This is a genomic window from Streptomyces misionensis (genome assembly GCF_900104815.1).
In the GTDB taxonomy this organism is placed as follows: Bacteria; Actinomycetota; Actinomycetes; order Streptomycetales; family Streptomycetaceae; genus Streptomyces; species Streptomyces misionensis.
Map to the genome: position 1 here is coordinate 6,613,316 of NZ_FNTD01000004.1, position 23,649 is coordinate 6,636,964.

Genomic DNA, 23,649 nt, shown 5'->3' on the forward strand with positions numbered 1-23,649 from the left:
ACGTCATTCCGGCCAACTTTCCGGCCACTACGACACACTCCGTTCACAAAACCCCAGCAAGACGTCCGGATCGTCGGCGGATTCCGGCCAAACGTCGGACCAGAGTGAGGGTGCGGCGGCGATCCGGGGGGAGCGGTCCGTTTCCGGCGAGGTCGGGCCGGACCCGGGACCGCGCCCGGCACGGACGGCGGGGCCCTCCCGCACCCCGGGCGCGGGGCGGCAGGCGCTACCGGCCGGCGGTCGCGGCGTCCGCCCGGTCGGACCGCAGCCGCGCGGCCAGCCGGGCCACCTCGGCGTACAGCGGGTGGTCGTGGGCCACTCCCCAGCGGTGCAGGTAGACGAGCAGCTGGGTGATCACCGTGTCGTACTCCACGAGCACGGAACTCTTCTTACCGGTGAGCAGCTCGACGTGCATCAGGTACTGATAGGTGGGTTCGTCGATCTTCCCGTGCGACTTGAAGCTCGCGGCATAACGGCCGACCCCCTTCTGCTGGTCGCTCGCGTAGTCGAGCTTCGCCCTGAAGAGGTCGCTCTGGGCGGCGGTCAGCGTCCCCCCGTCGTGTTCCAGCAGGTTTTTCAGAAGGTCGATCTCCGCATTCCGTTCCTCGGCCAGCCGGCGGATCTCGTCGTCGCCGAGCCCACGCCGCAGGAGCAGCAGGATCGCGGTGTTCGCATAGCTTTCGCCCGCGTCCACATGGGTGAGTTCGTGGGCGAGCGAACCGAGCCGTTCGGTCGTGCCCTGTCCCTGGTACACGGCGTGCCTCATGGAGTACTTCTCGGCGGATCCCGCGGGGGAGAGGGACGTGCCCGGCATCCCGGTCGTGAAGCCGACGATGCCGCGGTGCGCCAGCAGATCGCCCAGCAGGTCCCGGGTGATCCGCGGGGCGCCGGGGTCCTGGCGGATGGCGTCCAGGCGGTCCAGATCGTCCTCGACCAGCCTGCGCCTCTCGTCCTCCGGCAGATCCCTGACCACGCCGTTCACCCAGTCCGCGAGCCGGGCGTTGGTGAGGGACAGATCGCTGTCCACGGCCGCGCCGGTCTCCTGGATCCGCCCGAGGACGGTGTCCTGCGCGGCCAGCAGCAGGCGCGCCTGGGCAAGTTTGTCCGCCGTGTTCCTGGCCTCCTCCAGCTGCCGGCAGATCTCCTGGTGGGCGCGTACCTGTTCGATGATCTCCTCGATGACCGCGTCCAGCCGGATGTCGTTGGATTCCGCGTGGCTTTCCGCGACCAGGGAATCGACCTCCGTCTGGTGCCTTTTCGATTTCGAGTTCCTGGCGTACTCCTCGGCGGCGGCCCTGATTTTCTCCAGTTGCCCGAACCGGGCACGGTAACCGTCCTGCGGCAGCTGGTGATAGGCCGCCAGTTCCCGCTCGACCGCCGCGATGGAAGAGCCGCGCTTCTCGAAGCGGCCCACGGCGGTCCGTCGCCGGAATTCCTCGACCGAGATCAGGCGGGCGACGGGCAGTCCGGCACCCGGTCGCCCGGCCGGCGCCGGAGCCGGGGCGCCGGCCGGGACGCCGGCCGCCACTCGTTCCGCCTCGCGCTCGAACCGGTCCGAAGGATCGCTGAGTGCCAGTCCGGCGCCGGTGTCCGACCCGCCGACCGGCCCGCGCCGCTGCTGCACGACATGCGTCAGCTCATGGGCGAGCACCTCCCGGCCCGCGTCGGACGCCGTGTCGTAGCGGCCGCGCCGGAACACGATGTGGGAGCCGGAGGTGTACGCCTCGGCGGCGACCGCGGCGGCGGACTCGTGCGCCGCCCGGTCGGTGTGCACCCGGACGTCGGAGAAGTCCGCGCCCAGCCTGGTCTCCATGTCGGTGCGGACCGGGTCGTCCAGCGGGCGGCCGGGGGAGCGCAGCGCCCGGCGCACCGACGCGGACCGCTGTGCCTCCGGGTCGGCGTGCTCCGGTCCGGCCCGGTTCAGCAGCTCGCCGACCGCGGCGTTGCCGATCAGCCGTTGCAGGGCGGGCAGTGCGTCAGGCCGCAACGGGGCGCCCGGACCGGGGCGCCGGGCGTCCGCCGTTCGCGCCGTGGCGGGCTCGGCGCCCGCGCTCTCCTCGTGTCGCTTCCGGTGTCCGCGCACGTCGCTCCTCACCACGGCGAGATCCTCCGTTCCGGTGTACGGCGCAGGCCACCCGCCGGGTAGGGGAGAACGGGCAGGAACCGGGGCAGAACAGGTGCCTGGCGAGGACAACGGGCGGAAAACCGCGAGGAGTTCGGCGGAGCCTGGTCAGTGTGCCCCTGCGGCGGTGCCGTCGGTGTCCGGATCGACGACGCGGAAGCGTTCGGCGACGACCAGCGCGTCGTCGTCCACCGAAGGTGTGTAGCCGAGCAGTTCGGTCATGGTCTCGCCGGCGAAGAAGTCCCGGTGGGCGGCGGCCCACTCCGCGGCGTCCGCGTATCCGCGGCCCTCGTCCCGGGCGAACCGGTCGTCCACCTCGCCGAAGGGGATCACCCGGACCTCGGTCAGTTCGATCACGACGGCCGGCCGGTCGTCCGAGTCGAGCACCGCGTACCGGGTGCCCGTCTCGGGAACGGGCTCGCCCGCGCGGTCCAGGATCTCGGCCAGCGCCGTCATCGCGGTCTTGCGGCCGCTGATGATGGCCTCGACCCCGCGGTCGCGCTCCGGGCCGGGGAAGGCGAGGGCCAGCGTGGGGAGGTCGTCGGGGATCATGGGCCGAGCGTACCCGAGATGGGTCGGTGAACTCACCTGTTTTACAGGTGAGTTGGTCTGTCCGACATGGTGTGTCCCGACGCGACCGGCCCGCCCGGCCCGACGGGGCGCGGACGGGCCGGTGTGAACCGCGCGGTGACACCGGCTACTTGGTGAAGGCCCCGGTCCCGTTCGGGGTGCCGAGACCGGTCGGGCCGTCGTAGCCCTGGCCCGCCTGGCACAGGTACGAGCCGTCGCAGGACCCGTTGGAGCCGCTGGTGACGTCGTTCAGCTGGTCCGGGTGGGCGTACGGGTACGACGCCGGGGTGTCGCCGGAGCCCGGGGGACCCGCGAGGGCGTAGACGCCCGCGACGAACGGCGCGGAGGCGCTGGTGCCGCCGTACACGTTCCAGCCGCTCGCCTGGTAGGTGTCGTACACCGCGAGGCCGGTGGCCGGGTCGGCGTCCGCCGCGACGTCCGCCACGCTGCGCTCGGCGCAGTCCGTGTCCTGCTGCCAGGACGGCTTGGCCGAGTACTGCGAGCAGCCCGAGCCCGCGCCCTCGCCGCCGGCGGAGGTGCCCCAGACGGTCTCCGAGTAGCCGCGGGCGCTGCCGTCCTTCGTGAGCGAGGTGCCGCCGACCGCGGTCACGTACGGGGAGGCGGCCGGGTACTCGACGCCGTAGCCGCTGTCGCCGGAGCTGACGGTGATGGCGACGCCGGGGTGCTTGAAGTACTGCTCGTCCGCGGTGGCGTCGTCGGACTGCTCGCTGCCGCCGTAGCTGTTGGAGACGTACTTGGCGCCCTGCGCGACGGCCTGGTTCACGGCCGTGCCGAGGTCGTCCATACTGGCGGACTTGGCCTCCACCAGCAGGATGTGGCACTGCGGGCAGGCCGCGCTGACCATGTCGACGTCCAGGGAGATCTCGCCGGCCCAGCCGGCGTCCGCAGCCGGGTAGTCGGTGCCGCCGTCCTGGTCGATCTTCTTGAAGCAGCCGTTGCCGGTGCTGCACTCCGGCAGGCCGTACTGGGAGCGGTAGGCCGCCAGGTCCTGCTCGGCGTTCGGGTCGTCGTTGGCGTCCACGATCGCGACGGTGGCGCCGCTGCCGGCGTCCTTCGGGAGGTTGTAGGCGGCCTGGAGGTCCGCCGGCCCGAAGCCCTGGGGGGTGTCGTCGCGGCCGAGGGTCCTGTGCGGCGTGATGTCGGTGCGCACGACCGACTGGCACGCCATGTAGCCGGGCTTGCTCGGCTGCGAACACAGCCGGTGCGTCGGCACCGTTTGCGCCGTGTGCGAAGCGCTCGTGTGCGAAGTGGTGGTGTGCGAAGCGGTGGTGTCCGCGGCGGCGTGCGAGGTGGCCGCGGTCGCGGCGAAGGCCGGTGTCCGGGTGGCGGCGACGAGGCCGCCGGTGATCAGAACCGCCGCGGACAGCAGCGCGGGCGCGCTGCGGCGTATCGGGTTCCTTCTGCGGTGAGAACGCAAAGAACTGCCCTCCGTGGGGGGATGACCGGTTCCGCACCGGCGGTCGGCGGACCGTCATGCACTTGTTGCAGGCATGACAATCCGCCGTTTGGGGGTGGCCGGTGGGGGCCGGGTTCCGGGCATGGTGACGGATGTGCCACCCCGGTCGGTGGTGGCTACAGGGAGGCTATTGACTGTTTGCCGTTGAGAACAAGGGCAGTTGGTGAAACCTTGGCCCTGGGTGCGCTCGAGGTGTCCGCCACCGGCCGGGCCGCACGCCCGCCGAACGCCCCCTGACCTCGCCGGGGTTCGCGCCGGTCGAGATCCGGCCGAACCCCTTGACGCGTCGTCCTCCCGCCGATTAACTCACGTCCTAAATTAAGACGTGAGGGGCTTAGTCATGCGCAGCATCCGAGCCGCGGCCACCTGTGCCGTCACCCTGTCTCTCGTCCTCGCGGCGACGGCCTGCGGAGGCGGTTCGTCGACGGGGGGCGGGTCGAACGACGCACCCAAGACGCTGACGTACTGGGCCTCCAACCAGGGTGCCAGCGTCGCCGTCGACAAGAAGGTGCTCCAGCCGGAACTCGACAAGTTCGAGAAGCAGACCGGCATCAAGGTGAAGCTGGAGGTCGTGCCCTGGTCGGATCTGCTCAACCGGATTCTGACCGCGGCCACGTCCGGCCAGGGACCGGACGTGCTCAACATCGGCAACACCTGGAGCTCGTCTTTGCAGGCGACCGGCGCGCTGCTGCCCTGGGACGCGAAGAACTTCGACAAGATCGGCGGCAAGGGGCGGTTCGTCGCATCCGCGCTCGCCTCGACCGGCGCCCAGGGCAAGGACCCGGCCGCCGTGCCGCTGTACTCGATGGCGTACGCGCTCTACTACAACAAGAAGATCTTCGCCGACGCGGGGATATCCCAACCGCCCGCCACCTGGGACGAGTTGGTCGCCGACGGAAAGAAGATCAAGGCGAAGGGCAAGTCGGTGCTCGGCGCCGAGGGCTCCAACCTGTCGGAGAACATCCACCACGTCTTCGTCTTCGCCAAGCAGCACGGCGCCGACTTCTTCACCTCCGACGGCAAGCCCGCCTTCACCGACCCCAAGGTGGTGGAGGCGGTCAAGAGCTACGTCGACCTGATGGCCGGCGACCAGGTCATCCCGACCGGGGACGCCGAGTACGCGCAGAACCAGTCCGTCAGCGACTTCGCCAAGGGCCGCTTGGCCATGCTGCTGTGGCAGTCGGCCTCCGCCAACCTCGCGGCGCAGGGAATGCCCGAGAGCGACTACGGCATCGCGCCCGTGCCGGTGCGCTCCGGCAAGCCCGGCCCCGGCACCCAGATCGACTCGATGGTCGCGGGCATCAACATCGCGGTCTTCCGCAACACCCACAACGTCGACGGGGCGACGCGGTTCGTCAAGTTCATGACCTCGGACGACGAGCAGAAGATCCTCAACAAGGCCTACAGCTCCATCCCGCCGGTCACCTCCGCCCAGAGCGACCCCGCGTTCAGCACCCCCGCCAACACGGTGCTGAAGAACACCCTCGCCACCAGCGCCGCCGCCCTGCCGCAGGTGCCCAACGAGTCACAGTTCGAGACGACGGTCGGTACCGCCGTGAAGGACCTGTTCGCCGACGCCGCCGCCGGCCGCACGGTGACCACCGACTCGGTCCGGGCCGCACTGCAGAAGGCCCAGCAGCAGATGCCGGCGGCGTAACGACATGACCACGACCGCACTTCAGGAACCGGTGCGAGGAACCCCCTCCGGTGCGCCGACGGCCCGCAAGCCCCGCCGGCGCACCGGACGGACCCACCGGGCCCTGCTGCCCTACCTGCTCCTGTTGCCCGCTCTCCTGCTCGAACTCCTCGTCCATCTGGTGCCGATGGTCATCGGCGTCATGATGAGCTTCAAGGAACTCGTCCAGATCTACATCCGCGACTGGAGCAGCGCCCCCTGGGCCGGGCTCGGCAACTACCGGATGTCGGTGGACTTCGACGCCCCCGTCGGTGCCGCGCTGCTGCACTCCTTCCTCGTCACCGTCGGCTTCACCCTGCTGTCCGTCGCCCTGTGCTGGCTGATCGGCACCGCCGCCGCGCTCTTCCTCCAGGACTCCTTCCGCGGCCGGGGCCTGCTGCGCGCCCTGTTCCTGGTGCCGTACGCGCTGCCCGTCTACGCGGCCGTCATCACCTGGGTGTTCATGTTCCAGCACGACAACGGCCTGGTGAACCACGTCCTCCACGACCAGTTGCACCTCACCGGCAAGCCCGCCTTCTGGCTCATCGGCGACAACAGCTTCTACGCCCTGCTGACCGTGTCCGTGTGGAAGGGCTGGCCGTTCGCCTTCCTGGTGGTGACGGCCGGACTCCAGAACATCCCGGGGGAGTTGTACGAGGCCGCCGCGCTGGACGGCGCCGGGATGTGGCAGCGGATCGCCCGGATCACCCTGCCGTCGCTGCGCCCGGTCAACCAGGTGCTGATCCTCGTCCTGTTCCTGTGGACGTTCAACGACTTCAACACCCCGTACGTGCTGTTCGGCAGGGCCGCGCCGGACGCCGCCGACCTCGTCTCCGTCCACATCTACCAGGCCTCTTTCGTCACCTGGAACTTCGGCACCGGTTCCGCCATGTCGGTCCTGCTGCTGCTCTTCCTGCTCGTGGTGACGGGCGCCTATCTGCTGGTCACGTCCCGAGGACGGAGGGGCGCCGATGCATGACTCGCCCATGGCACCGCCGCGCTCGTTCCTGTGGGCCCGCCGGGTCTTCCTGACCCTGCTCACCGGCTTCGTGCTGATCCCGGTGTACGTGATGGTCTCCAGCTCGCTGAAGCCCCTCGCGGACGTCACCGGGAAGTTCCGCTGGCTGCCCAGCGGGCTGACGTTCCGGCCGTACGTCGACATCTGGTCGACCGTGCCGCTCGCCCGCTACTTCGTGAACTCGCTGATCGTGGCCGGTGCGGCGACCCTCTGCTCGGTCGTGGTCGCGGTGTTCGCCGCGTACGCCGTCAGCCGGTACGACTTCCGGGGCAAGCGCGTCTTCACGGTCACCGTGCTGTCCACCCAGATGTTCCCCGGCATCCTGTTCCTGCTCCCGCTGTTCCTCCTCTACGTCAACATCGGCAACGCCACCGGCATCGCCCTGTTCGGCTCCCGCGGCGGGCTGATCCTCACCTACCTCACCTTCTCGCTGCCCTTCTCGATCTGGATGCTCATCGGGTACCTCGACTCGGTGCCGCGCGACCTGGACGAGGCCGCGCTGGTGGACGGCTGCGGGCCGCTCGGCGCGCTCTTCCGGATCGTCGTACCGGCCGCGGTCCCCGGCATCGTCGCGGTCGCCGTCTACGCGTTCATGACCGCGTGGGGCGAGGTGCTGTTCGCGTCGGTGATGACCAACGACACCACCCGCACCCTCGCCGTCGGCCTCCAGGGCTACTCCACTCTCAACAACGTCTACTGGAACCAGATCATGGCCGCCTCCCTGGTCGTCAGCGTGCCCGTGGTGGCCGGCTTCCTGCTGCTCCAGCGCTACCTGGTCGCCGGACTGACGGCGGGTGCCGTCAAGTGACCGGCAACACCCCGTATTCCGAAGGGACTTCCGTGTCCGAACCCATCGACCTCGCCGCCTTCCCGCACGACTTCCTGTGGGGCACGGCCACCGCGGCCTACCAGATCGAGGGGGCCGTCGCCGAGGACGGCCGGACGCCCTCGATCTGGGACACCTTCTCGCACACCCCGGGGAAGATCGCGGGCGACGACAACGGCGACGTCGCCTGCGACCACTACCACCGCCGGAGCGAGGACATCGCCCTGATGCGCCGCCTCGGCGTCAACGCCTACCGGCTCTCCGTCGCCTGGCCGCGCGTCGTGCCCGGCGGCACCGGGCCGGTGAACCCCAAGGGGCTGGCGTTCTACGACGAGTTGGTGGACGACCTGCTCGCGGCGGGCATCACCCCGTCCGTCACCCTCTACCACTGGGACCTGCCGCAGGTGCTCCAGGACCGCGGCGGCTGGCCGGAACGGGACACCGCCCTGGCCTTCGCCGACTACGCGTCCGCGGTCGCCGCCCGCCTCGGCGACCGGGTCACGCTGTGGACGACGCTCAACGAGCCCTCCTGCTCGGCCTGGATCGGCCACTACGAGGGCACGATGGCGCCCGGCTGGACCGATCTGACCGCCGCCGTCCGCGCCTCCTGCCATCTGCTCCTCGGCCACGGCCTCGCCACCGAGGCCGTCCGCGCCGCCGCACCCGGCGCCCGGATCGGCATCGTCAACAACCTCTCCACCGTGCACCCGGCCACCGACCGCCCCGAGGACGTGGCCGCGGCCCACCGCCACGACGGCCACGTCAACCGCTGGTGGCTCGACCCGGTGCACGGCCGCGGCTTCCCCGCCGACATGACCGAGACCTACGGCGTGGAACTCCCGCTGAAGCCGGGCGACCTGGAGACGATCGCGGCGCCCCTGGACTGGCTGGGCCTGAACTACTACTTCCCGGCCCATGTCACCGACGATCCCGACGGCCCGGCGCCGTACGCCCGTTCGGTACGCCGCGCGGGTGTGCCGCGCACCGGCATGGACTGGGAGATCGATCCGAGCGGCATCGAGACCCTGCTGCTGCGCCTCACCGAGGAGTACGGCGCGCGTACGCTCTACGTCACCGAGAACGGGTCCGCCTTCCCCGACGTGGTCCGCCCCGACGGCACCGTCGACGACCCCGAACGCCGGGACTACCTCGAATCCCACCTGGCCGCCTGCGCCTCCGCGGTCCGCCGCGGCGCCCCCCTGGCCGGCTACTTCGCCTGGTCCCTGCTGGACAACTTCGAGTGGGCGTACGGCTACGACAAGCGCTTCGGCCTCGTCCACGTCGACTACACCACCCAGAAACGCACCATCAAGAACAGCGGTCACCGCTACGCGGAGATCGTCCGCGCCCACGGGGAACTGCGCCGCGACGCCGCCTGAGCCGGGCGCCGGTGCCACCGGGAGCGGGCGCCCGAGGGCCCCGCTCCCCGGGCCGGCCACCCGGCCCGGTCAACCGGAGCCGGTCAGGGAGTCGGCGAAGGCCGCCACCGCGTGGACCGCCGCCTGCTCCACCAACCTGATGCCGACCTCCTCGGTGCTGCACCCGTTCAGCAGCACGGCCAGCAGATAGACACGGCCGTCCTTCTCTATCCGGCCGATGCTGTTCACGTCCCACGTGTGGGTCTGGCTGCGCTGGAGCCAGCCGTTCTTGAGGGCGGTCGGGCTGTCGCCGTCCGCCGCCGCCGACACGCCCCATGCCTGGTCGACGGCGACATGACTCATCAGGTCCCGGATGTACGCGCGCGACGCGGAGCTGAGCGGCGACGTGTCGCCGAAGACGTTCTGCAGCAGCCGGACCTGGTCCTGCGCGGTGGTCTGTGTGACGCCCCATACGGTCCCGTCACCGCCCTGCGTCTCGGTCAGGCCGAGACGTCTGTTGGCCGCGTCGAGTCCCTCCGCGCTCCCGATCTCGGTCCACAGCGCGCTCGTCGAGTCGTTGTCGCTGTTCTCGATCATCTTCGCCGCGTAGACGCGCTCCTGCGCGGTCAACGTGCGGCCGGCGTCCTGAGCTTGGAGGAGGAGCGTGGCCAGGATGTCCACCTTGACGATGCTGGCCGTGTCGAAGGAGTCGTCCCCGAACGCGGCCCACTTGCCGCTGGCGGTGTCCTGCACGGCCACGGACATCTCGTTGTCGCCGAAGAGGTCCGTGACCGGCGCGAGCGCGGTTTCGAGGCTCATCGGCGCAGGAGCGGGCGAGGCGGAAGCGGAGGGGGAAGCGGCAGTGGAAGAGGAAGGGGAGGCGGCCCGTGGGGCCTTGGGGTCCGCCCGTGCACTCGGCGTGCCGGAGTGGGGGCGAGCGGCGGCGTACACGGTGACGGCGCCGGACAGGACGACGGCCGTGGTCACCGCCCATATCAGGCGGCGTCTGCGGGCCTTCCGGCGCCGCCGCTGCTCCCTGCGGGACTGACGGCGATGGCGAGGTGGGTTCGCGGGCACGGGCGCGATAATAATCGCGTAAGAGTTCGGTTTGTTGTTCCTCTGACGATTCGGTCGCTGCTCGCCGCACGCCGCCAACCGGTGGGCGTTCGGGTGACCCCTGAACGCCACGGAACCGGCGCGGGCCGGTCGGTGGCGTGGCAGGATCCCACGGTGTGAGCGCATCCCCGGCGGTGAGAGGAGTGCGGGCCGCGGTGTTCGCCGCGGTGTGCGTGCTGCTCGCCGCCGCGGGGCACGGGCTGGCCATGGGCGGGATGCCGTCGCCGCGCTGCGACGCCGCCGGATTCCTCGCGGTGTTCGCGCTCGGCTTTGCGCTGGGCGGGCGGGAGCGGTCGGGGCCCGGCATCGGCGCGGTCATGCTGGTCACCCAGGCCGGGCTGCACGCGGGCTTCGGCGCGGCCCGGACCGGTTCCGGGATGCCCGGCATGCCGGGCATGGCGGAGCCCGCGCATCCGCTGGCCCACGCCACCGTCGCCCATCTGCTCGCCGCGCTCGCCGCCTCCTGGTGGCTGCGGCGGGGCGAGGCGGCGCTGTGGTCGCTGCTGCGCCGTACCGCCGAACTCGTTCCCGTGCTGGTCGCCTGGTGGCGGCCCGCCCCGCTGCCCGCTCCCGCCGGACCGGTGCCGCGTGTGACCACCGGTGCGGGCCCCTGCCGCCGGGCCCCGCTGCGGCACGCGGTCACCCGGCGCGGGCCGCCCGCCCCGATCCCGTACCCGCTCTGACCCCTCACCTTCCTCACCCGTACGGAGATCGGTTCACCATGTCCGCACCACGCACCACCCCGCGCCGCGCCGCGACCGTCGCCGCGCTCGCCACCGCCACGGTGCTGCTCGCCGCCGGTGCCGCGTCGGCCCACGTCACCGTCCACCCGGAGAGTTACGCCAAGGGCGCCACCGACGGCGTGCTCACCTTCCGCGTGCCCAACGAGGAGGACAACGCCTCCACCACCAAGGTCCAGATCTTCCTGCCCACCGACCACCCCGTCCTCGGCGTCCTGGTCCACCCGCAGGACGGCTGGACCGCCAAGGTGACCACCACCAAGCTGAAGACGCCGGTCAAGACCGACGACGGCACGGTCACCGAGGCCGCCTCCGAGATCACCTTCAGCGGCGGCCGGATCGCCGCCGGGCAGTACGCGGACTTCAACGTCGCCTTCGGTCAACTTCCTGAGGACGCGGGGAAGTTGGTCTTCAAGACGTTGCAGACGTACTCGGACGGCAAGGTGGTCCGCTGGATCGAGCAGCCCTCCTCGGGCGACGACGAGCCGGACAACCCCGCCCCGGTCCTGAAGCTCACCGCCGACGACGCCTCACCCGCCGCGGCGCCGGCCGCCGCCACCGCCGAGGCGGCCGGCGGGAGCGACTCCACCGCCCGCGGACTCGGCGTCGCGGGCCTGGTCACCGGTGCCCTGGGCCTGGCCGCCGCCGCGTTCGCGCTGGTCCGCGGACGGAGGCCCGAGCGGTCGTGACCGCGGGCCGCTCGGCGGGATGAACCCGCCGCTCGCCGACGGTGACCCGGAAGGGTGAACCGCGGCGAGCGGTGGGCACCGTCGCAGCGGAACCGGGAATGCGGCGGCCGACGCCCGTCGTTGATCCCCGCATGACCCAGGACCCCACGCAGGACGCGCTGCTGCTCGAACTCCTCACCGAAGGGCACGGCGGCGTACTGGTCACCCTCCGGCGCGACGGCCGCCCCCAGCTGTCCAACGTCGTCCACGCCTACGACCCCGACGAGCGGACCATCCGGATCTCCGTCACCGACGACCGCGCCAAGACCCGCAATCTGCGCCGCGACCCCCGCGCCTCGTACCACGTCACCAGCGCCGACCGCTGGGCGTACACCGTCGCCGAGGGCACGGCCGAGCTGTCCCCGGTCGCCCGGGACCCCCACGACGACACCGTGGAGGAGCTGGTCCGGGTCTACCGCGAGGTGCTCGGCGAGCACCCGGACTGGGACGACTTCCGCGCGTCGATGGTCCGCGACCGCCGCCTGGTGGTGCGGCTGCGCGTCGAGCGGGCGTACGGCGTTCCCAAGCGCTGACCTCGGCCGATGGTCCGGCCCGCCCCTGGGCGCCCGGCTCAGGCGACCTGGCCGGACGCCCGTTCGGTGCGCGCCTCGATCGCTTGCAGCACGGCGACCATGTCCTCGCCGCCGTGCCCCTGCGCCACGGTCTCCCGGAAGAGGGCGTGGCAGACGTCGAGGAGCGGGGAGGCCAGCCCGGCCGCGGGGCGGCCTCGGCGACCAGCCGGTTGTTCTTCAGGACGTCGAGCGCGGCGGCCTGCACGCCGAAGTCCCGCTCGCGCAGCTTGGGCGCCTTCATCCGGGAGACCGCGCTCGCCATGGGGCCCGCGTCCAGCACGTCCAGGAACAGGCGGGGTTCCAGCCCCTGCCGTTCGGCGAAGTGGAACGCCTCGGTCAGCCCGGTCACCAGGGTGATCAGGAACAGATTGACCGACAGCTTCATCAGCAGCGCGCCCGGTGCCGCGCCGCACACGAACGTCTCGTGGCACATCGGCGCGAGCAGCGGCCGCACCGTCTCCACGGCGGCCGGCTCGCCCGCGAGCATGGCGACCAGCCGCCCCTGTTCCGCGGGGACCCGGGAGCCCGAGACGGGCGCCTCGACGTAGCGGCCGCCGGCCGCGCGGATCTCGGCCTCCAGGGCGCGGGAGTACTCGGGGGACGTCGTGCCCATGTGGACGACGGTGCGTCCGGCGACCCGCGCGGCCAGCTCCGGGGTGCCGCGGCCGAGGACCGCGTCGACGGCCGCCTCGTCGGCGAGCATCAGCAGCACCACCCGTGTCCGTGCGAACACCTCGCCGGGGTCGCGGGCGACCACGGCGCCGGCCGCGCGCAGCGGTTCCGTGCGGTGCGGGGTGCGGTTCCACACCACCAGCGGCGTGCCGGCCGCCGCCAGGCGCAGGGCCATGGGCCCGCCCATCACTCCGAGACCGAGGAAACCGACGTGCACGGGGGCCGTCCTTCGCACCGCGAGCCGACTATGACACTGGTCATAGTAGCGGCTGCTATGACGCCGGTCATAGAGTTGTCCCCTGGCAGGGCGGTCACCGCGGGCACGGCGGGCCGAGGCGAGGAACGGAGGCCGGTGATGGGCGAGCGGCAGCGGGGCCCGCGCGAGCGGATGGTGTTCAGCGCGGCGCAGCTCATCCGGCGCGACGGGGTGAAGGCGACCGGGATGCGCGAGGTCGCGGCGCACGCCGGGGCGCCGCGCGGCTCCCTCCAGCACTACTTCCCGGGCGGCAAGGAACAGCTGGTGGGCGAGGCCGTCGGCTGGGCCGGACGGTACGCGGGCAAGCGGATCGCCCGCTTCGTCGAAGGGCTGGCCGAGCCGCGGCCGAGCGCCCTGTTCGCGGCGATGGTCGCGCAGTGGACCGACGAGTACGAGCGCGACGGGTTCGCCGCGGGCTGCCCGGTCGCCGCCGCCACCGTCGACTGCGCCTCACTGGGCGACAGCACCCGCGAGGCGGTGGCCGCCGCGTTCACCACCTGGCGCACCCCGCTCGCCGAGGCCCTGGCCCGGATGGGCGTGCCCGCCGACCGCGCCGCGGCCCTGGCCACGCTGATGATCAGCACCCTGGAGGGCGCGATCCTGCTGGCCCGCGCCGAACAGGACGTACGGCCCCTGACCACGGTGGTGCGGGAACTCGGCCCGCTGCTCGACGCCGCCGTGACCCGGCCCGCCTGAGCCCCGCCGGACCTCAGGCGGCGGACCGGCCGGCCGTGAGGTAGGCGATCACCATGTCCCCGAGCATGGTCCGGTAGTGCGCGCGCCGGGCCGGGTCCACCAGGTCCCGGCCGAACAGGGCGCCGAACGTACGCCCGTTCACGCCTCGGAAGAAGCAGAACGAGCTGATCACCGCGTGCACGTCCGCCGCGTCCACGTCCGTCCTGAACACCCCCGACTCCTGCCCGGCGGCCAGGACGCGGCGCAGCACGCCGAGCGCCGGGGAGCCGATCGCGCCCAACGCGCCGGCGGCGGCGATCTGTTCGACTGCCTGGCCGTTGTCGCCGCTCAACAGGCGCAGGTAGTCCGGGTGTTGTTCGTGGTGGTCGAAGACCAGTTGGGCCAGGCGGCGGATTCCCGCGACCGGGTCCAGGTGACTCACGTCCAGTCGCCCCTCGGCCTCGCGGAGCGCGCCGTAGGCCCGCTCCAGCACGGCCGTGAACAACTGCTCCTTGCCGCCGAAGTAGTAGTAGATCATCCGCTTGGTGGTGCGGGTGCGGGCGGCGATCTCGTCGACGCGCGCGCCGTCGTAACCGGCCCGGGCGAACTCCTGTGTGGCCACGTCGAGTATCTCGGCCCGGGTGCGCGCGGCGTCTCGCCCCCGCCCGTCGGCTCGTGCCGGTTCTTCGACGCTGGTCATGGGGTGTTCCTTCGGCCTTGACGCGCCGTGGTGGTGCGCTCGCTTGCTGCCCGGTGATTCTAGGACGCCGTCACGGCGGAGCGTATGCCGCGGCCCGGGCCACACGCAGTGACCCGGGCCGCGTCGCGTCCGGTGTTACGGCCGCCGGTTCCACTCGGCGATCACCGGGCGTCCGTGTTCCGTGGACAGCCGGCTCACCGTGCCGGTGGCCAGCTGGAACAGCCGGCCCTCGGCGGGCGGCAGGCCCAGCCGACGGGCCGTCAGCACCCGCAGGAAGTGGGCGTGGGCGACCAGCACCACATCACCGGCGTCCTCGGCGAGCGCGGCGTCGACGCGGGCCAGCACCCGGTCGGCGCGGGCACCGATCTCGGCCGGCGACTCGCCCGGATGCCCCTCGGGCCCGGGCGGCACCCCGTCGGTCCACAGGTCCCAGTCGGGGCGGGTCCGGTGGATCTCGGGGGTGGTGATGCCCTCGTAGCCGCCGTAGTCCCACTCGTGCAGGTCGGGGTCGGGCACGACCCCGGTGACACCGGCGAGTTCGGCGGTGCGCAGCGCACGGGCGAGCGGGCTGGCCAGGGCCAGGGCGTAGGTCCGTCCGGACAGGAGCGGGGCGAGGGACTTGGCCTGTTCCTCGCCGTGGTCCGTCAGGGGCAGGTCGGTGAAGCTGGTGTGCTGTCCCGACCTGCTCCACTCCGTCTCCCCGTGGCGGACCAGCAAGAGGTCCGCCACGGTCAGCCCTTCTTCTCGACCGCGTGGCCGCCGAACTGGTTGCGCAGCGCGGCGATCATCTTCATCTGCGGCGAGTCGTCCTGCCGGGAGGCGAACCGGGCGAACAGCGAGGCGGTGATCGCCGGGAGCGGCACCGCGTTGTCGATGGCCGCCTCGACGGTCCAGCGGCCCTCGCCGGAGTCCTCCGCGTAACCGCGCAGCTTGTCCAGGTGCTCGTCCTCGTCCAGCGCGTTGACCGCGAGGTCGAGCAGCCAGGAGCGGATGACGGTGCCCTCCTGCCAGGAGCGGAAGACCTCGCGGACGTTGTCCACCGACTTGACCTTCTCCAGCAGTTCCCAGCCCTCGGCGTACGCCTGCATCATGGCGTACTCGATGCCGTTGTGGACCATCTTGGAGAAGTGCCCGGCGCCGACACGGCCCGCGTGCACATAGCCGTACGGGCCCTCGGGCTTGAGCGCGTCGAAGACCGGCCGCAGCCGGTCGACGTGCTCCTTGTCGCCGCCGACCATGAGCGCGTAGCCGTTCTGCAGGCCCCACACACCGCCGGAGACGCCCGCGTCCACGAAGCCGATGCCCTTGACGCCGAGTTCCGCGGCGTGCTTCTCGTCGTCCGTCCAGCGGGAGTTGCCGCCGTCGACCACCGTGTCGCCCTCGGACAGCAGGTCCTTGAGCTCGTCGATGACGCCCTGGGTGGCGGTGCCGGCCGGGACCATCACCCAGACCGTGCGCGGCGCCTCCAGCTTCTCGACCAGTTCTTCGAGGCTCTTGACGTCGGAGACTTCGGGATTGCGGTCGTAGCCGATGACGGTGTGGCCGGCGCGGCGGATCCGCTCGCGCATGTTGCCGCCCATCTTGCCGAGACCGATGAGACCGAGCTGCATGATCAGTTCACTTCCTGAGAGAACGGTAGGCCGCGACCAGGGCGGTGGTGGACGGGTCGAGGCCGGGGACCTCGGCGCCCTCGGTGAGGGCGGGTTCGACGCGCTTGGCGAGGACCTTGCCCAGCTCCACGCCCCACTGGTCGAAGGAGTCGATGTCCCACACCGCGCCCTGCACGAAGACCTTGTGCTCGTAGAGGGCGATCAGCTGGCCGAGCACGGACGGCGTCAGCTCCGTGCCGAGGATCGTGGTCGTCGGGTGGTCACCGCGGAAGGTGCGGTGCGCCACCTGCTCCTCGGGCACCCCCTCCGCGCGGACCTCCTCGGCGCTCTTGCCGAAGGCGAGCGCCTGCGTCTGGGCGAAGAAGTTGGCCATCAACAGGTCGTGCTGGGCCTCCAGTTCGCCGCTCAGGTCGCCGACGGGGCGGGCGAAGCCGATGAAGTCGGCCGGGATCAGCTTGGTGCCCTGGTGGATCAACTGGTAGTACGCGTGCTGCCCGTTGGTGCCGGGAGTGCCCCAGACCACCGGTCCGGTCTGCCACTGCACACGGCGTCCCTGCCGGTCCACCGACTTGCCGTTGGACTCCATGTCCAGCTGCTGGAGGTAGGCGGTGAACTTGGACAGGTAGTGGCTGTACGGCAGCACCGCGTGCGACTGGGCGTCGTGGAAGTTGCCGTACCAGATGCCCAGCAGGCCGAGCAGCAGCGGGGCGTTGGCCTCGGCGGGCGCGGTGCGGAAGTGCTCGTCGACCAGCTGGAAGCCGTCCAGCATCTCCCGGAACCGGTCCGGTCCGATGGCGATCATCAGGGAGAGGCCGATCGCGGAGTCGTACGAGTAGCGGCCGCCGACCCAGTCCCAGAACTCGAACATGTTGTCCGGGTCGATGCCGAACTCGGTGACCTTGCCCGCGTTGGTGGACAGCGCCACGAAGTGCTTCGCGACCGCCTTCTGGTCGCCGTCGAAGGCCTTCAGCAGCCAGGAGCGGGCCGAGGTGGCGTTGGTGATCGTCTCGATCGTGGTGAAGGTCTTGGACGCGACGATGAACAGGGTCTCCGCCGGGTCCAGGTCGCGGGTCGCCTCGTGCAGGTCGGCGCCGTCCACGTTGGACACGAACCGGAACGTCAACTCGCGCGCGGTGTACGGGCGCAGCGCCTCGTAGGCCATGGCGGGGCCGAGGTCGGAGCCGCCGATGCCGATGTTGACCACGTTCCTGATGCGCTTGCCGGTGTGCCCGGTCCAGGCGCCGGAGCGGACCCGCTCGGCGAAGCCGGCCATCTTGTCGAGCACCGCGTGCACCTTGGGCACCACGTTCTCGCCGTCGACCTCGATCACCGCGTCCCGCGGGGCGCGCAGCGCGGTGTGCAGCACCGCCCGGTCCTCGGTGATGTTGATCTTCTCGCCCCGGAACATGGCGTCGCGCAGCGCGAACACCCCGGTGGCGGAGGCGAGGTCCTGGAGCAGGGCCAGGGTCTCGTCCGTGATCAGGTGCTTGCTGTAGTCGATGTGCAGGTCGCCGACCCGGACCACGTACCGCTCGGCGCGGCCGGGGTCCGACGCGAACAGCTCGCGCAGGTGCGGCTGACCCTTGGCGCGGTGGTCGGCGAGCGCCGTCCACTCGGGCCGGTGGATGAGGTCGGAATTACGGACGTCGGCCATCTCAGGCGTTCTCCTTGGCGGCCTCGCCCGTGAGGGCGATGGCGTACATCTCGTCGGCGTCGAGGCGGCGCAGCTCCTCGGCGATGAGTTCGGAGGTGGAGCGGACCTTCAGCGCGAGGGTGCGCGGCGGCTGACCCGGCAGGGTGAGCGTCGCCAGCGGGCCCTCGGGGCGGTCCAGGACGATCTCGCCCTCGCGGGTGCCCAGCCGTACGGCGGTGACCACGGGACCCTCGGTGACCACGCGGTCCACGGACACCCCCAGCCGCGCCTCCAGCCAGCGGGCCAGCAGCTCGGCGCTCGGGTTGTCCGCCTCGGCCTCCACGGCCGCCGACGTCACCTGCACCCGGGCCTGGTCCAGGGCGGCGGCCAGCATCGACCGCCACAGCGTGAGGCGGGTCCAGGCGAGGTCGGTGTCGCCGGGCGCGTAGTTGCGGGCCCGGGTCTCCAGGACCTCCATCGGCCGGTCCACCGCGTACAGATCGGTGATCCGGCGCTGGGCGAGCGCGCCGAGCGGGTCCTTGGACGGCGTGTCGGGGGCGTCCACCGGCCACCACACGACCACCGGGGCGTCCGGCAGCAGCAGCGGCAGCACCACCGAGTCGGCGTGGTCGGACACGTCGCCGTAGGTGCGCAGCACCACCGTCTCGCCGGTGCCGGCCTCCGAGCCGACCCGGACCTCGGCGTCCAGCCGTGAGTGGGTGCGGTCGCGCAGGGTGCGGGCGTGCCGCTTGATCACGACCAGGGTGCGCGAGGGGTGCTCGTGCGAGGCCTCCTCGGCCGCCCGCATCGAGTCGTAGGCGTTCTCCTCGTCCGTGACGATGACCATCGTCAGGACCATGCCCACGGCCGGGGTGCCGATGGCGCGGCGGCCCTGCACCAGCGCCTTGTTGATCTTGCTTGCCGTGGTGTCGGTCAGGTCGATCTTCATGGCCTGCGCCAGCTCCGTCCGTCTCGTGCGAGCATCTCGTCGGCTTCCCTCGGTCCCCAGCTGCCCGACGCGTACTGTGCCGGACGGCCGTGCGCCGCCCAGTACTCCTCGATCGGGTCGAGGATCTTCCAGGACTCTTCCACTTCCTGGTGGCGCGGGAACAGGTTGGCGTCGCCCAGGAGCACGTCCAGGATGAGCCGCTCGTAGGCCTCGGGGCTGGACTCGGTGAACGACTCGCCGTAGGCGAAGTCCATCGACACGTCCCGGATCTCCATCGAGGTGCCGGGCACCTTGGAGCCGAAGCGGACCGTCATGCCCTCGTCCGGCTGGACGCGGATCACGATCGCGTTCTGGCCCAGCTCCTCGGTCGCCGTGGTGTCGAATGGGGAGTGCGGGGCCCGCTGGAAGACGACGGCGATCTCCGTCACCCGGCGGCCCAGGCGCTTGCCGGTGCGCAGGTAGAAGGGGACGCCCGCCCAGCGGCGGTTGTCGATGCCGAGCTTGATCGCGGCGAAGGTGTCGGTCTTCGACTTGGGGTCGATGCCCTCCTCCTCCAGATAGCCGACGACCTTCTCGCCGCCCTGCCAGCCGGCCGCGTACTGCGCCCGCACGGTGTGCTTGCCCAGGTCCTCCGGGAGCCGCACCGACTTGAGCACCTTCAGCTTCTCGGTGAGCAGCGCCTCCGCGTCGAACGCGATGGGCTCCTCCATGGCGGTGAGCGCCATCAGCTGGAGCAGGTGGTTCTGGATCACGTCCCGGGCGGCGCCGATGCCGTCGTAGTAGCCGGCCCGGCCGCCGATGCCGATGTCCTCGGCCATCGTGATCTGCACGTGGTCGACGTAACTGCGGTTCCAGATCGGTTCGTACATCTGGTTGGCGAAGCGCAGCGCCAGGATGTTCTGGACGGTCTCCTTGCCGAGGTAGTGGTCGATCCGGAACACCTGGTCCGGCTCGAACACGTCGTGCACGAGCGCGTTCAGCTCGCGGGCGCTGGCCAGGTCGTGGCCGAACGGCTTCTCGATGACCGCGCGCCGCCAGGAGCCCTCGGGCGGGCTGGCCAGGCCGTGCTTCTTCAGCTGCTGGACGACCTTCGGGAAGAACTTCGGCGGCACCGAGAGGTAGAACGCGAAGTTGCCGCCGGTGCCGCGGGAGGCGTCCAGCTCCTCCACGGCGTCCTTGAGCTGCTTGAAGGCGGTGTCGTCGTCGAAGTCGCCGGGGATGAACCGCATGCCCTCGGCGAGCTGCTGCCACACCTCCTCGCGGAACGGGGTGCGCGAGTGCTCGCGCACCGCGTCGTGCACGACCTGTGCGAAGTCCTGGTCCTCCCAGTCCCGGCGGGCGAAGCCCACCAGGGAGAAGCCCGGCGGCAGCAGGCCGCGGTTGGCCAGGTCGTACACGGCCGGCATCAGCTTCTTGCGGGACAGGTCGCCGGTCACCCCGAAGATGACCAGGCCCGACGGGCCCGCGATGCGCGGGAGGCGGCGGTCCCGGGTGTCCCGCAGCGGGTTCACCCAGTCGGCGGCCGGGGCGACGGGCACCCGCACCTCCTCGGGCGCCGCGGCGGCGCTCTGCTTGTCGGTCATCGCGCGTCAACTCCCTTGTTCTGCAAGGACTTCGCCACCGCGTCCAGCAGGTCCTGCCAGGCCGTCTCGAACTTGGCGACGCCCTCGTCCTCCAGCTGCTGGACGACCTCGTCGTAGGAGATGCCGAGCCGCTCGACCGCGTCGAGGTCGGCGCGGGCCTGCGCGTAGCCGCCGGTCACCGTGTCGCCGGTGATCTCGCCGTGGTCGGCGACGGCGTTCAAGGTGGCCTCCGGCATGGTGTTGACCGTGCCCGGCGCGACGAGTTCGTCCACATACAGGGTGTCCTTGTACGCGGGATCCTTCACACCGGTGGACGCCCACAGCGGGCGCTGCTTGTTCGCCCTGTCACCGGACAGCGCCAGCCAGCGGTCCGAGGAGAAGACCTCCTCGTACGCCTCGTAGGCCAGCCGGGCGTTGGCGAGGGCCGCGCGGCCCTTGAGGCCGAGGGCCTCCTCGGTGCCGAGGGCGGTCAGCCGCTTGTCGATCTCGGAGTCCACGCGGGAGACGAAGAACGAGGCCACCGAGTGGATCGTCGACAGGTCGATGCCGCGCTCACGGGCCTTCTCCAGGCCGGCCAGGTAGGCGGCCATGACCTCGCGGTAGCGCTCCAGCGAGAAGATCAGCGTGACGTTGACGCTGATACCGAGCCCGACGACCTCGGTGATCGCGGGCAGGCCCGCCCTGGTCGCCGGGATCTTGATCATCACGTTGGGGCGGTTGACCAGCCAGGCCAGCTGCTTGGCCTCGGCGACGGTCGCCGCGGTGTCGTGGGCGAGGCGGGGGTCGACCTCGATGGAGACCCGGCCGTCACGGCCGTCCGTCGCCCGGTACACGGAGTCCAGTATGTCGGCGGCGTCCCGCACGTCGGCGGTCGTCATCATCCGCACCGCCTCGTCGACGGTCACCCCGCGCACCGCCAGGTCCGTGAGCTGCTCCTCGTAGCCCTCGCCGGAGCCGATGGCCGCCTGGAAGATCGACGGGTTGGTGGTGACACCGACGGCGCTGCCGCTCGCCACCAGCGCGGCGAGGCTGCCCGAGGTGATCCGCTTGCGGGACAGGTCGTCCAGCCAGATGGACACACCCTCGTCGGCAAGGCGCTTGAGGGCTCCCGGGGTCGCGATTGCTTCGGTCACGATTCTCATCTTTCTGTGTGCGTCGGTGTCAGGCGCGCGCGGCGGCGAGCGACTCGCGGGCCGCCGCGGCGACGTTCTCAGGGGTGAAGCCGAACTCGGCGAACAGCGTCTTGGCGTCGGCGGAGGCGCCGAAGTGCTCCAGCGAGACGATCCGCCCCGCGTCGCCGACATACCGGTACCAGGTCAGTCCGATCCCGGCCTCGACCGCGACCCGGGCCTTCACGGCCGGCGGCAGCACCCGCTCGCGGTAGGCGCGCGGCTGCTCCTCGAACCACTCCACGGACGGCATCGAGACCACCCGGGTGCCGATCCCCTCGGCCTCCAGCCGCTCCCGCGCGGCCACGGCGAGCTGCACCTCGGAGCCCGTCGCGATGATGATCACCTCCGGGACCTCCGTCGAGGACTCGCGCAGCACATAGCCGCCCTTGGCCGCGTCCTCGTTCGGCGCGTACACCGGCACGCCCTGGCGGGTGAGCGCGAGCCCGTGCGGGGCGGGGCTGGTGGCGTGCCTCTTCAGGATCTCGGCCCAGGCGATCGCGGTCTCGTTGGCGTCCGCCGGGCGGACGACGTTCAGACCGGGGATCGCGCGCAGCGAGGCCAGGTGCTCGACCGGCTGGTGGGTCGGGCCGTCCTCGCCGAGGCCGATGGAGTCGTGCGTCCACACGTACGTCACCGGCAGCTGCATCAGGGCCGACATCCGCACGGCGTTGCGCATGTAGTCGGAGAAGACCAGGAAGGTGCCGCCGTAGATCCGGGTGTTGCCGTGCAGGGCGATGCCGTTCATCTCCGCGGCCATGGAGAACTCGCGGATGCCGAAGTGCACGGTTCGGCCGTACGGGTCGGCGCCCGGCAGCGGGTTGCCCGCCGGCAGGAAGGAGCTGGTCTTGTCGATCGTGGTGTTGTTGGAGCCGGCGAGGTCGGCGGAGCCGCCCCACAGCTCCGGCAGCACCGGGCCGAGCGCCTGGAGGACCTTGCCGGAGGCGGCACGGGTGGCGACCGACTTGCCCTCCTCGAAGACCGGCAGGGCGTCCTCCCAGCCCTCGGGCAGCTCGCCCCGGCTGATCCGGTCGAACAGCTCGGCCTGCTCCGGCCGGGCGGTACGCCACTCGGCGATCCGCTTGTCCCAGGCGGCGTGCGCCTCGGCGCCCCGGTCCAGGGCCCGCCGGGTGTGCTTCAGGACCTCGTCGTCGACCTGGAAGGTCTGCTCGGGGTCGAAGCCGAGGAGCCGCTTGGTGGCCGCGATCTCCTCCTCGCCGAGCGCCGAGCCGTGGGAGGCCTCGGTGTTGCGCGCGTTCGGGGCCGGCCAGGCGATGATCGTGCGCATCGCGATGATCGAGGGCCGCTCGGTCTCCTCCTGCGCGGCCTTCAGCGCCGCGTACAGGGCGGGCACGTCCACGTCGCCGTCGGCGGTGGGCTCGATGCGCTGGGTGTGCCAGCCGTAGGCCTCGTACCGCTTCAGCACGTCCTCGGAGAAGGCGGTCTCGGTGTCGCCCTCGATGGAGATGTGGTTGTCGTCGTAGAGGAAGACCAGGTTGCCGAGCTTCTGGTGGCCGGCGAGCGAGGAGGCCTCGGAGGAGACGCCCTCCTCCAGGTCGCCGTCGGAGACGATCGCCCAGATGGTGTGGTCGAAGGGGGAGGTGCCCGCGGGCGCCTCCGGGTCGAACAGGCCGCGCTCGTAGCGGGCGGCCATCGCCATGCCCACCGCGTTGGCCACACCCTGGCCGAGCGGACCGGTGGTGGTCTCCACACCGGCCGTGTGCCCGTACTCGGGGTGGCCCGGGGTGCGGGAGCCCTTCGTGCGGAACGCCTTGAGGTCGTCCAGTTCCAGCTCGTAACCGGACAGGAAGAGCTGGGTGTAGAGGGTCAGCGAGGTGTGACCGGGGGAGAGGACGAACCGGTCACGGCCGGTCCACTCCGGGTCCGCCGGGTCGTGTCGCATCACCTTCTGAAAGATCGTGTACGCGGCAGGCGCCAAGCTCATCGCGGTGCCGGGGTGACCGTTGCCGACCTTCTGCACCGCGTCGGCCGCCAGCAGACGGGCCGTGTCCACGGCGCGCCGGTCGAGGTCGGTCCACTCGAAGCCGCCGGAAGTCTGCGTGCTCATCTTCAAGAAGTCCTCATTCAGTACGGAAGGGCTGACCGGATGTGTTCAAACTTAAAAGTCTGACTTTTTCGGCGGAAGGGCGGGGTGTGTCACCCTGTGGTGAATCTGGGACAGTGATCGAACAGCAGGGAC

At 71.3% G+C, this 23,649-nt stretch carries 20 protein-coding genes and 1 pseudogene; 8 read left to right on the forward strand and 13 right to left on the reverse strand.

Annotated features, from left to right (window positions below):
- Nucleotides 1-226: 226 nt before the first annotated feature.
- The 3 genes from BLW85_RS40365 to BLW85_RS31590 all read right to left on the reverse strand — a co-directional run bounded on the left by BLW85_RS40365 (nucleotide 227) and on the right by BLW85_RS31590 (nucleotide 4,130).
- Nucleotides 227-2,083: an eCIS core domain-containing protein gene (locus tag BLW85_RS40365; RefSeq protein ID WP_074994396.1), complete on the reverse strand. Its 1,857-nt coding sequence runs from the start codon at nucleotides 2,081-2,083 to the stop codon at nucleotides 227-229.
- A gap of 147 nt (nucleotides 2,084-2,230) precedes the next feature.
- On the reverse strand, nucleotides 2,231-2,674 hold the full coding sequence (locus BLW85_RS31585) for an ASCH domain-containing protein (RefSeq protein ID WP_070021977.1): 444 nt from the start codon (nucleotides 2,672-2,674) through the stop codon (nucleotides 2,231-2,233).
- 145 nt (nucleotides 2,675-2,819) lie between these two features.
- A complete protein-coding gene (locus BLW85_RS31590; RefSeq protein WP_074994398.1) occupies nucleotides 2,820-4,130 on the reverse strand; it encodes a S53 family peptidase in 1,311 nt (436 codons plus the stop codon).
- 379 nt (nucleotides 4,131-4,509) lie between these two features.
- On the opposite strand from BLW85_RS31590, the gene BLW85_RS31595 reads away from it, so the two are divergent.
- From BLW85_RS31595 to BLW85_RS31610, 4 genes are read left to right on the forward strand one after another with little or no spacing between them, the layout of a single operon-like run.
- Entirely contained in the window at nucleotides 4,510-5,826 is a 1,317-nt protein-coding gene (locus BLW85_RS31595) for an ABC transporter substrate-binding protein (protein ID WP_070021978.1), read from the forward strand.
- 4 nt (nucleotides 5,827-5,830) lie between these two features.
- On the forward strand, nucleotides 5,831-6,823 hold the full coding sequence (locus BLW85_RS31600; RefSeq protein WP_070021979.1) for a carbohydrate ABC transporter permease: 993 nt from the start codon (nucleotides 5,831-5,833) through the stop codon (nucleotides 6,821-6,823).
- Between the two features lie 7 nt (nucleotides 6,824-6,830).
- Nucleotides 6,831-7,670, forward strand: a complete 840-nt coding sequence (locus tag BLW85_RS31605) for a carbohydrate ABC transporter permease (protein ID WP_074994400.1) — start codon at nucleotides 6,831-6,833, stop codon at nucleotides 7,668-7,670.
- A gap of 32 nt (nucleotides 7,671-7,702) precedes the next feature.
- Nucleotides 7,703-9,067: a GH1 family beta-glucosidase gene (locus tag BLW85_RS31610; RefSeq protein WP_074996277.1), complete on the forward strand. Its 1,365-nt coding sequence runs from the start codon at nucleotides 7,703-7,705 to the stop codon at nucleotides 9,065-9,067.
- A 69-nt stretch (nucleotides 9,068-9,136) separates the two neighbouring features.
- Here the strand turns inward: BLW85_RS31610 and BLW85_RS31615 are convergent, their stop codons facing one another.
- Complete coding sequence (locus tag BLW85_RS31615) at nucleotides 9,137-9,865, reverse strand: serine hydrolase (RefSeq protein ID WP_341867957.1); 729 nt, start codon at nucleotides 9,863-9,865, stop codon at nucleotides 9,137-9,139.
- A 413-nt stretch (nucleotides 9,866-10,278) separates the two neighbouring features.
- On the opposite strand from BLW85_RS31615, the gene BLW85_RS31620 reads away from it, so the two are divergent.
- The 3 genes from BLW85_RS31620 (at nucleotide 10,279) to BLW85_RS31630 (ending at nucleotide 12,163) form a co-directional block, all read left to right on the forward strand.
- Nucleotides 10,279-10,845 (forward strand): hypothetical protein, encoded by a 567-nt coding sequence (locus BLW85_RS31620; protein ID WP_079172467.1) that lies wholly within the window; start codon nucleotides 10,279-10,281, stop codon nucleotides 10,843-10,845.
- Nucleotides 10,846-10,883: 38 nt separating this feature from the next.
- A complete protein-coding gene (locus BLW85_RS31625; RefSeq protein ID WP_074994406.1) occupies nucleotides 10,884-11,591 on the forward strand; it encodes a YcnI family copper-binding membrane protein in 708 nt (235 codons plus the stop codon).
- A gap of 131 nt (nucleotides 11,592-11,722) precedes the next feature.
- Nucleotides 11,723-12,163, forward strand: a complete 441-nt coding sequence (locus BLW85_RS31630) for a PPOX class F420-dependent oxidoreductase (RefSeq protein ID WP_074994408.1) — start codon at nucleotides 11,723-11,725, stop codon at nucleotides 12,161-12,163.
- A 38-nt stretch (nucleotides 12,164-12,201) separates the two neighbouring features.
- Here the strand turns inward: BLW85_RS31630 and BLW85_RS31635 are convergent.
- Nucleotides 12,202-13,091 (reverse strand): annotated as a pseudogene (locus BLW85_RS31635) (NAD(P)-dependent oxidoreductase).
- Nucleotides 13,092-13,229: 138 nt separating this feature from the next.
- On the opposite strand from BLW85_RS31635, the gene BLW85_RS31640 reads away from it, so the two are divergent.
- A complete protein-coding gene (locus BLW85_RS31640; protein ID WP_074994411.1) occupies nucleotides 13,230-13,826 on the forward strand; it encodes a TetR/AcrR family transcriptional regulator in 597 nt (198 codons plus the stop codon).
- A 13-nt stretch (nucleotides 13,827-13,839) separates the two neighbouring features.
- Here the strand turns inward: BLW85_RS31640 and BLW85_RS31645 are convergent, their stop codons facing one another.
- From BLW85_RS31645 to tkt, 8 genes are all read right to left on the reverse strand, one after another.
- Nucleotides 13,840-14,505: a TetR/AcrR family transcriptional regulator gene (locus BLW85_RS31645; RefSeq protein WP_074994414.1), complete on the reverse strand. Its 666-nt coding sequence runs from the start codon at nucleotides 14,503-14,505 to the stop codon at nucleotides 13,840-13,842.
- A 135-nt stretch (nucleotides 14,506-14,640) separates the two neighbouring features.
- The gene (locus BLW85_RS31650; protein ID WP_070021989.1) at nucleotides 14,641-15,234 is read right to left on the reverse strand and encodes a histidine phosphatase family protein; all 594 of its coding nucleotides are present in this window, start codon (nucleotides 15,232-15,234) and stop codon (nucleotides 14,641-14,643) included.
- A 2-nt stretch (nucleotides 15,235-15,236) separates the two neighbouring features.
- Nucleotides 15,237-16,115, reverse strand: a complete 879-nt coding sequence (gene gnd, locus BLW85_RS31655) for a phosphogluconate dehydrogenase (NAD(+)-dependent, decarboxylating) (RefSeq protein ID WP_070021990.1) — start codon at nucleotides 16,113-16,115, stop codon at nucleotides 15,237-15,239.
- Nucleotides 16,116-16,122: 7 nt separating this feature from the next.
- Entirely contained in the window at nucleotides 16,123-17,769 is a 1,647-nt protein-coding gene (gene pgi, locus BLW85_RS31660; RefSeq protein ID WP_074994416.1) for a glucose-6-phosphate isomerase, read from the reverse strand.
- 1 nt (nucleotide 17,770) lies between these two features.
- Nucleotides 17,771-18,697: a glucose-6-phosphate dehydrogenase assembly protein OpcA gene (gene opcA, locus BLW85_RS31665; protein ID WP_074994419.1), complete on the reverse strand. Its 927-nt coding sequence runs from the start codon at nucleotides 18,695-18,697 to the stop codon at nucleotides 17,771-17,773.
- On the reverse strand, nucleotides 18,694-20,280 hold the full coding sequence (gene zwf / locus BLW85_RS31670; RefSeq protein WP_070029497.1) for a glucose-6-phosphate dehydrogenase: 1,587 nt from the start codon (nucleotides 20,278-20,280) through the stop codon (nucleotides 18,694-18,696). The genes opcA and zwf overlap by 4 nt, the downstream gene beginning before the upstream one ends.
- The gene (gene tal / locus BLW85_RS31675) at nucleotides 20,277-21,422 is read right to left on the reverse strand and encodes a transaldolase (protein WP_074994422.1); all 1,146 of its coding nucleotides are present in this window, start codon (nucleotides 21,420-21,422) and stop codon (nucleotides 20,277-20,279) included. Before tal ends, zwf begins: the two co-directional genes overlap by 4 nt.
- A gap of 19 nt (nucleotides 21,423-21,441) precedes the next feature.
- On the reverse strand, nucleotides 21,442-23,517 hold the full coding sequence (tkt, locus tag BLW85_RS31680) for a transketolase (RefSeq protein WP_070029499.1): 2,076 nt from the start codon (nucleotides 23,515-23,517) through the stop codon (nucleotides 21,442-21,444).
- Nucleotides 23,518-23,649 lie beyond the last annotated feature (132 nt).

Excerpts from the sequence above, each read along its gene's own strand:
- BLW85_RS31600 (WP_070021979.1), top strand. The coding sequence starts at position 5,831 with ATGACCACGACCGCACTTCAGGAACCGGTGCGAGGAACCCCCTCCGGT.
- tkt (WP_070029499.1), bottom strand. The coding sequence starts at position 23,517 with ATGAGCACGCAGACTTCCGGCGGCTTCGAGTGGACCGACCTCGACCGG.
- BLW85_RS31605 (WP_074994400.1), top strand. The coding sequence starts at position 6,831 with ATGGCACCGCCGCGCTCGTTCCTGTGGGCCCGCCGGGTCTTCCTGACC.
- BLW85_RS31625 (WP_074994406.1), top strand. The coding sequence starts at position 10,884 with ATGTCCGCACCACGCACCACCCCGCGCCGCGCCGCGACCGTCGCCGCG.
- BLW85_RS31630 (WP_074994408.1), top strand. The coding sequence starts at position 11,723 with ATGACCCAGGACCCCACGCAGGACGCGCTGCTGCTCGAACTCCTCACC.
- zwf (WP_070029497.1), bottom strand. The coding sequence starts at position 20,280 with ATGACCGACAAGCAGAGCGCCGCCGCGGCGCCCGAGGAGGTGCGGGTG.
- BLW85_RS31645 (WP_074994414.1), bottom strand. The coding sequence starts at position 14,505 with ATGACCAGCGTCGAAGAACCGGCACGAGCCGACGGGCGGGGGCGAGAC.
- BLW85_RS31585 (WP_070021977.1), bottom strand. The coding sequence starts at position 2,674 with ATGATCCCCGACGACCTCCCCACGCTGGCCCTCGCCTTCCCCGGCCCG.
- BLW85_RS31640 (WP_074994411.1), top strand. The coding sequence starts at position 13,230 with ATGGGCGAGCGGCAGCGGGGCCCGCGCGAGCGGATGGTGTTCAGCGCG.
- gnd (WP_070021990.1), bottom strand. The coding sequence starts at position 16,115 with ATGCAGCTCGGTCTCATCGGTCTCGGCAAGATGGGCGGCAACATGCGC.
- BLW85_RS31615 (WP_341867957.1), bottom strand. The coding sequence starts at position 9,865 with ATGAGCCTCGAAACCGCGCTCGCGCCGGTCACGGACCTCTTCGGCGAC.
- tal (WP_074994422.1), bottom strand. The coding sequence starts at position 21,422 with ATGAGAATCGTGACCGAAGCAATCGCGACCCCGGGAGCCCTCAAGCGC.
- opcA (WP_074994419.1), bottom strand. The coding sequence starts at position 18,697 with ATGAAGATCGACCTGACCGACACCACGGCAAGCAAGATCAACAAGGCG.
- pgi (WP_074994416.1), bottom strand. The coding sequence starts at position 17,769 with ATGGCCGACGTCCGTAATTCCGACCTCATCCACCGGCCCGAGTGGACG.
- BLW85_RS31595 (WP_070021978.1), top strand. The coding sequence starts at position 4,510 with ATGCGCAGCATCCGAGCCGCGGCCACCTGTGCCGTCACCCTGTCTCTC.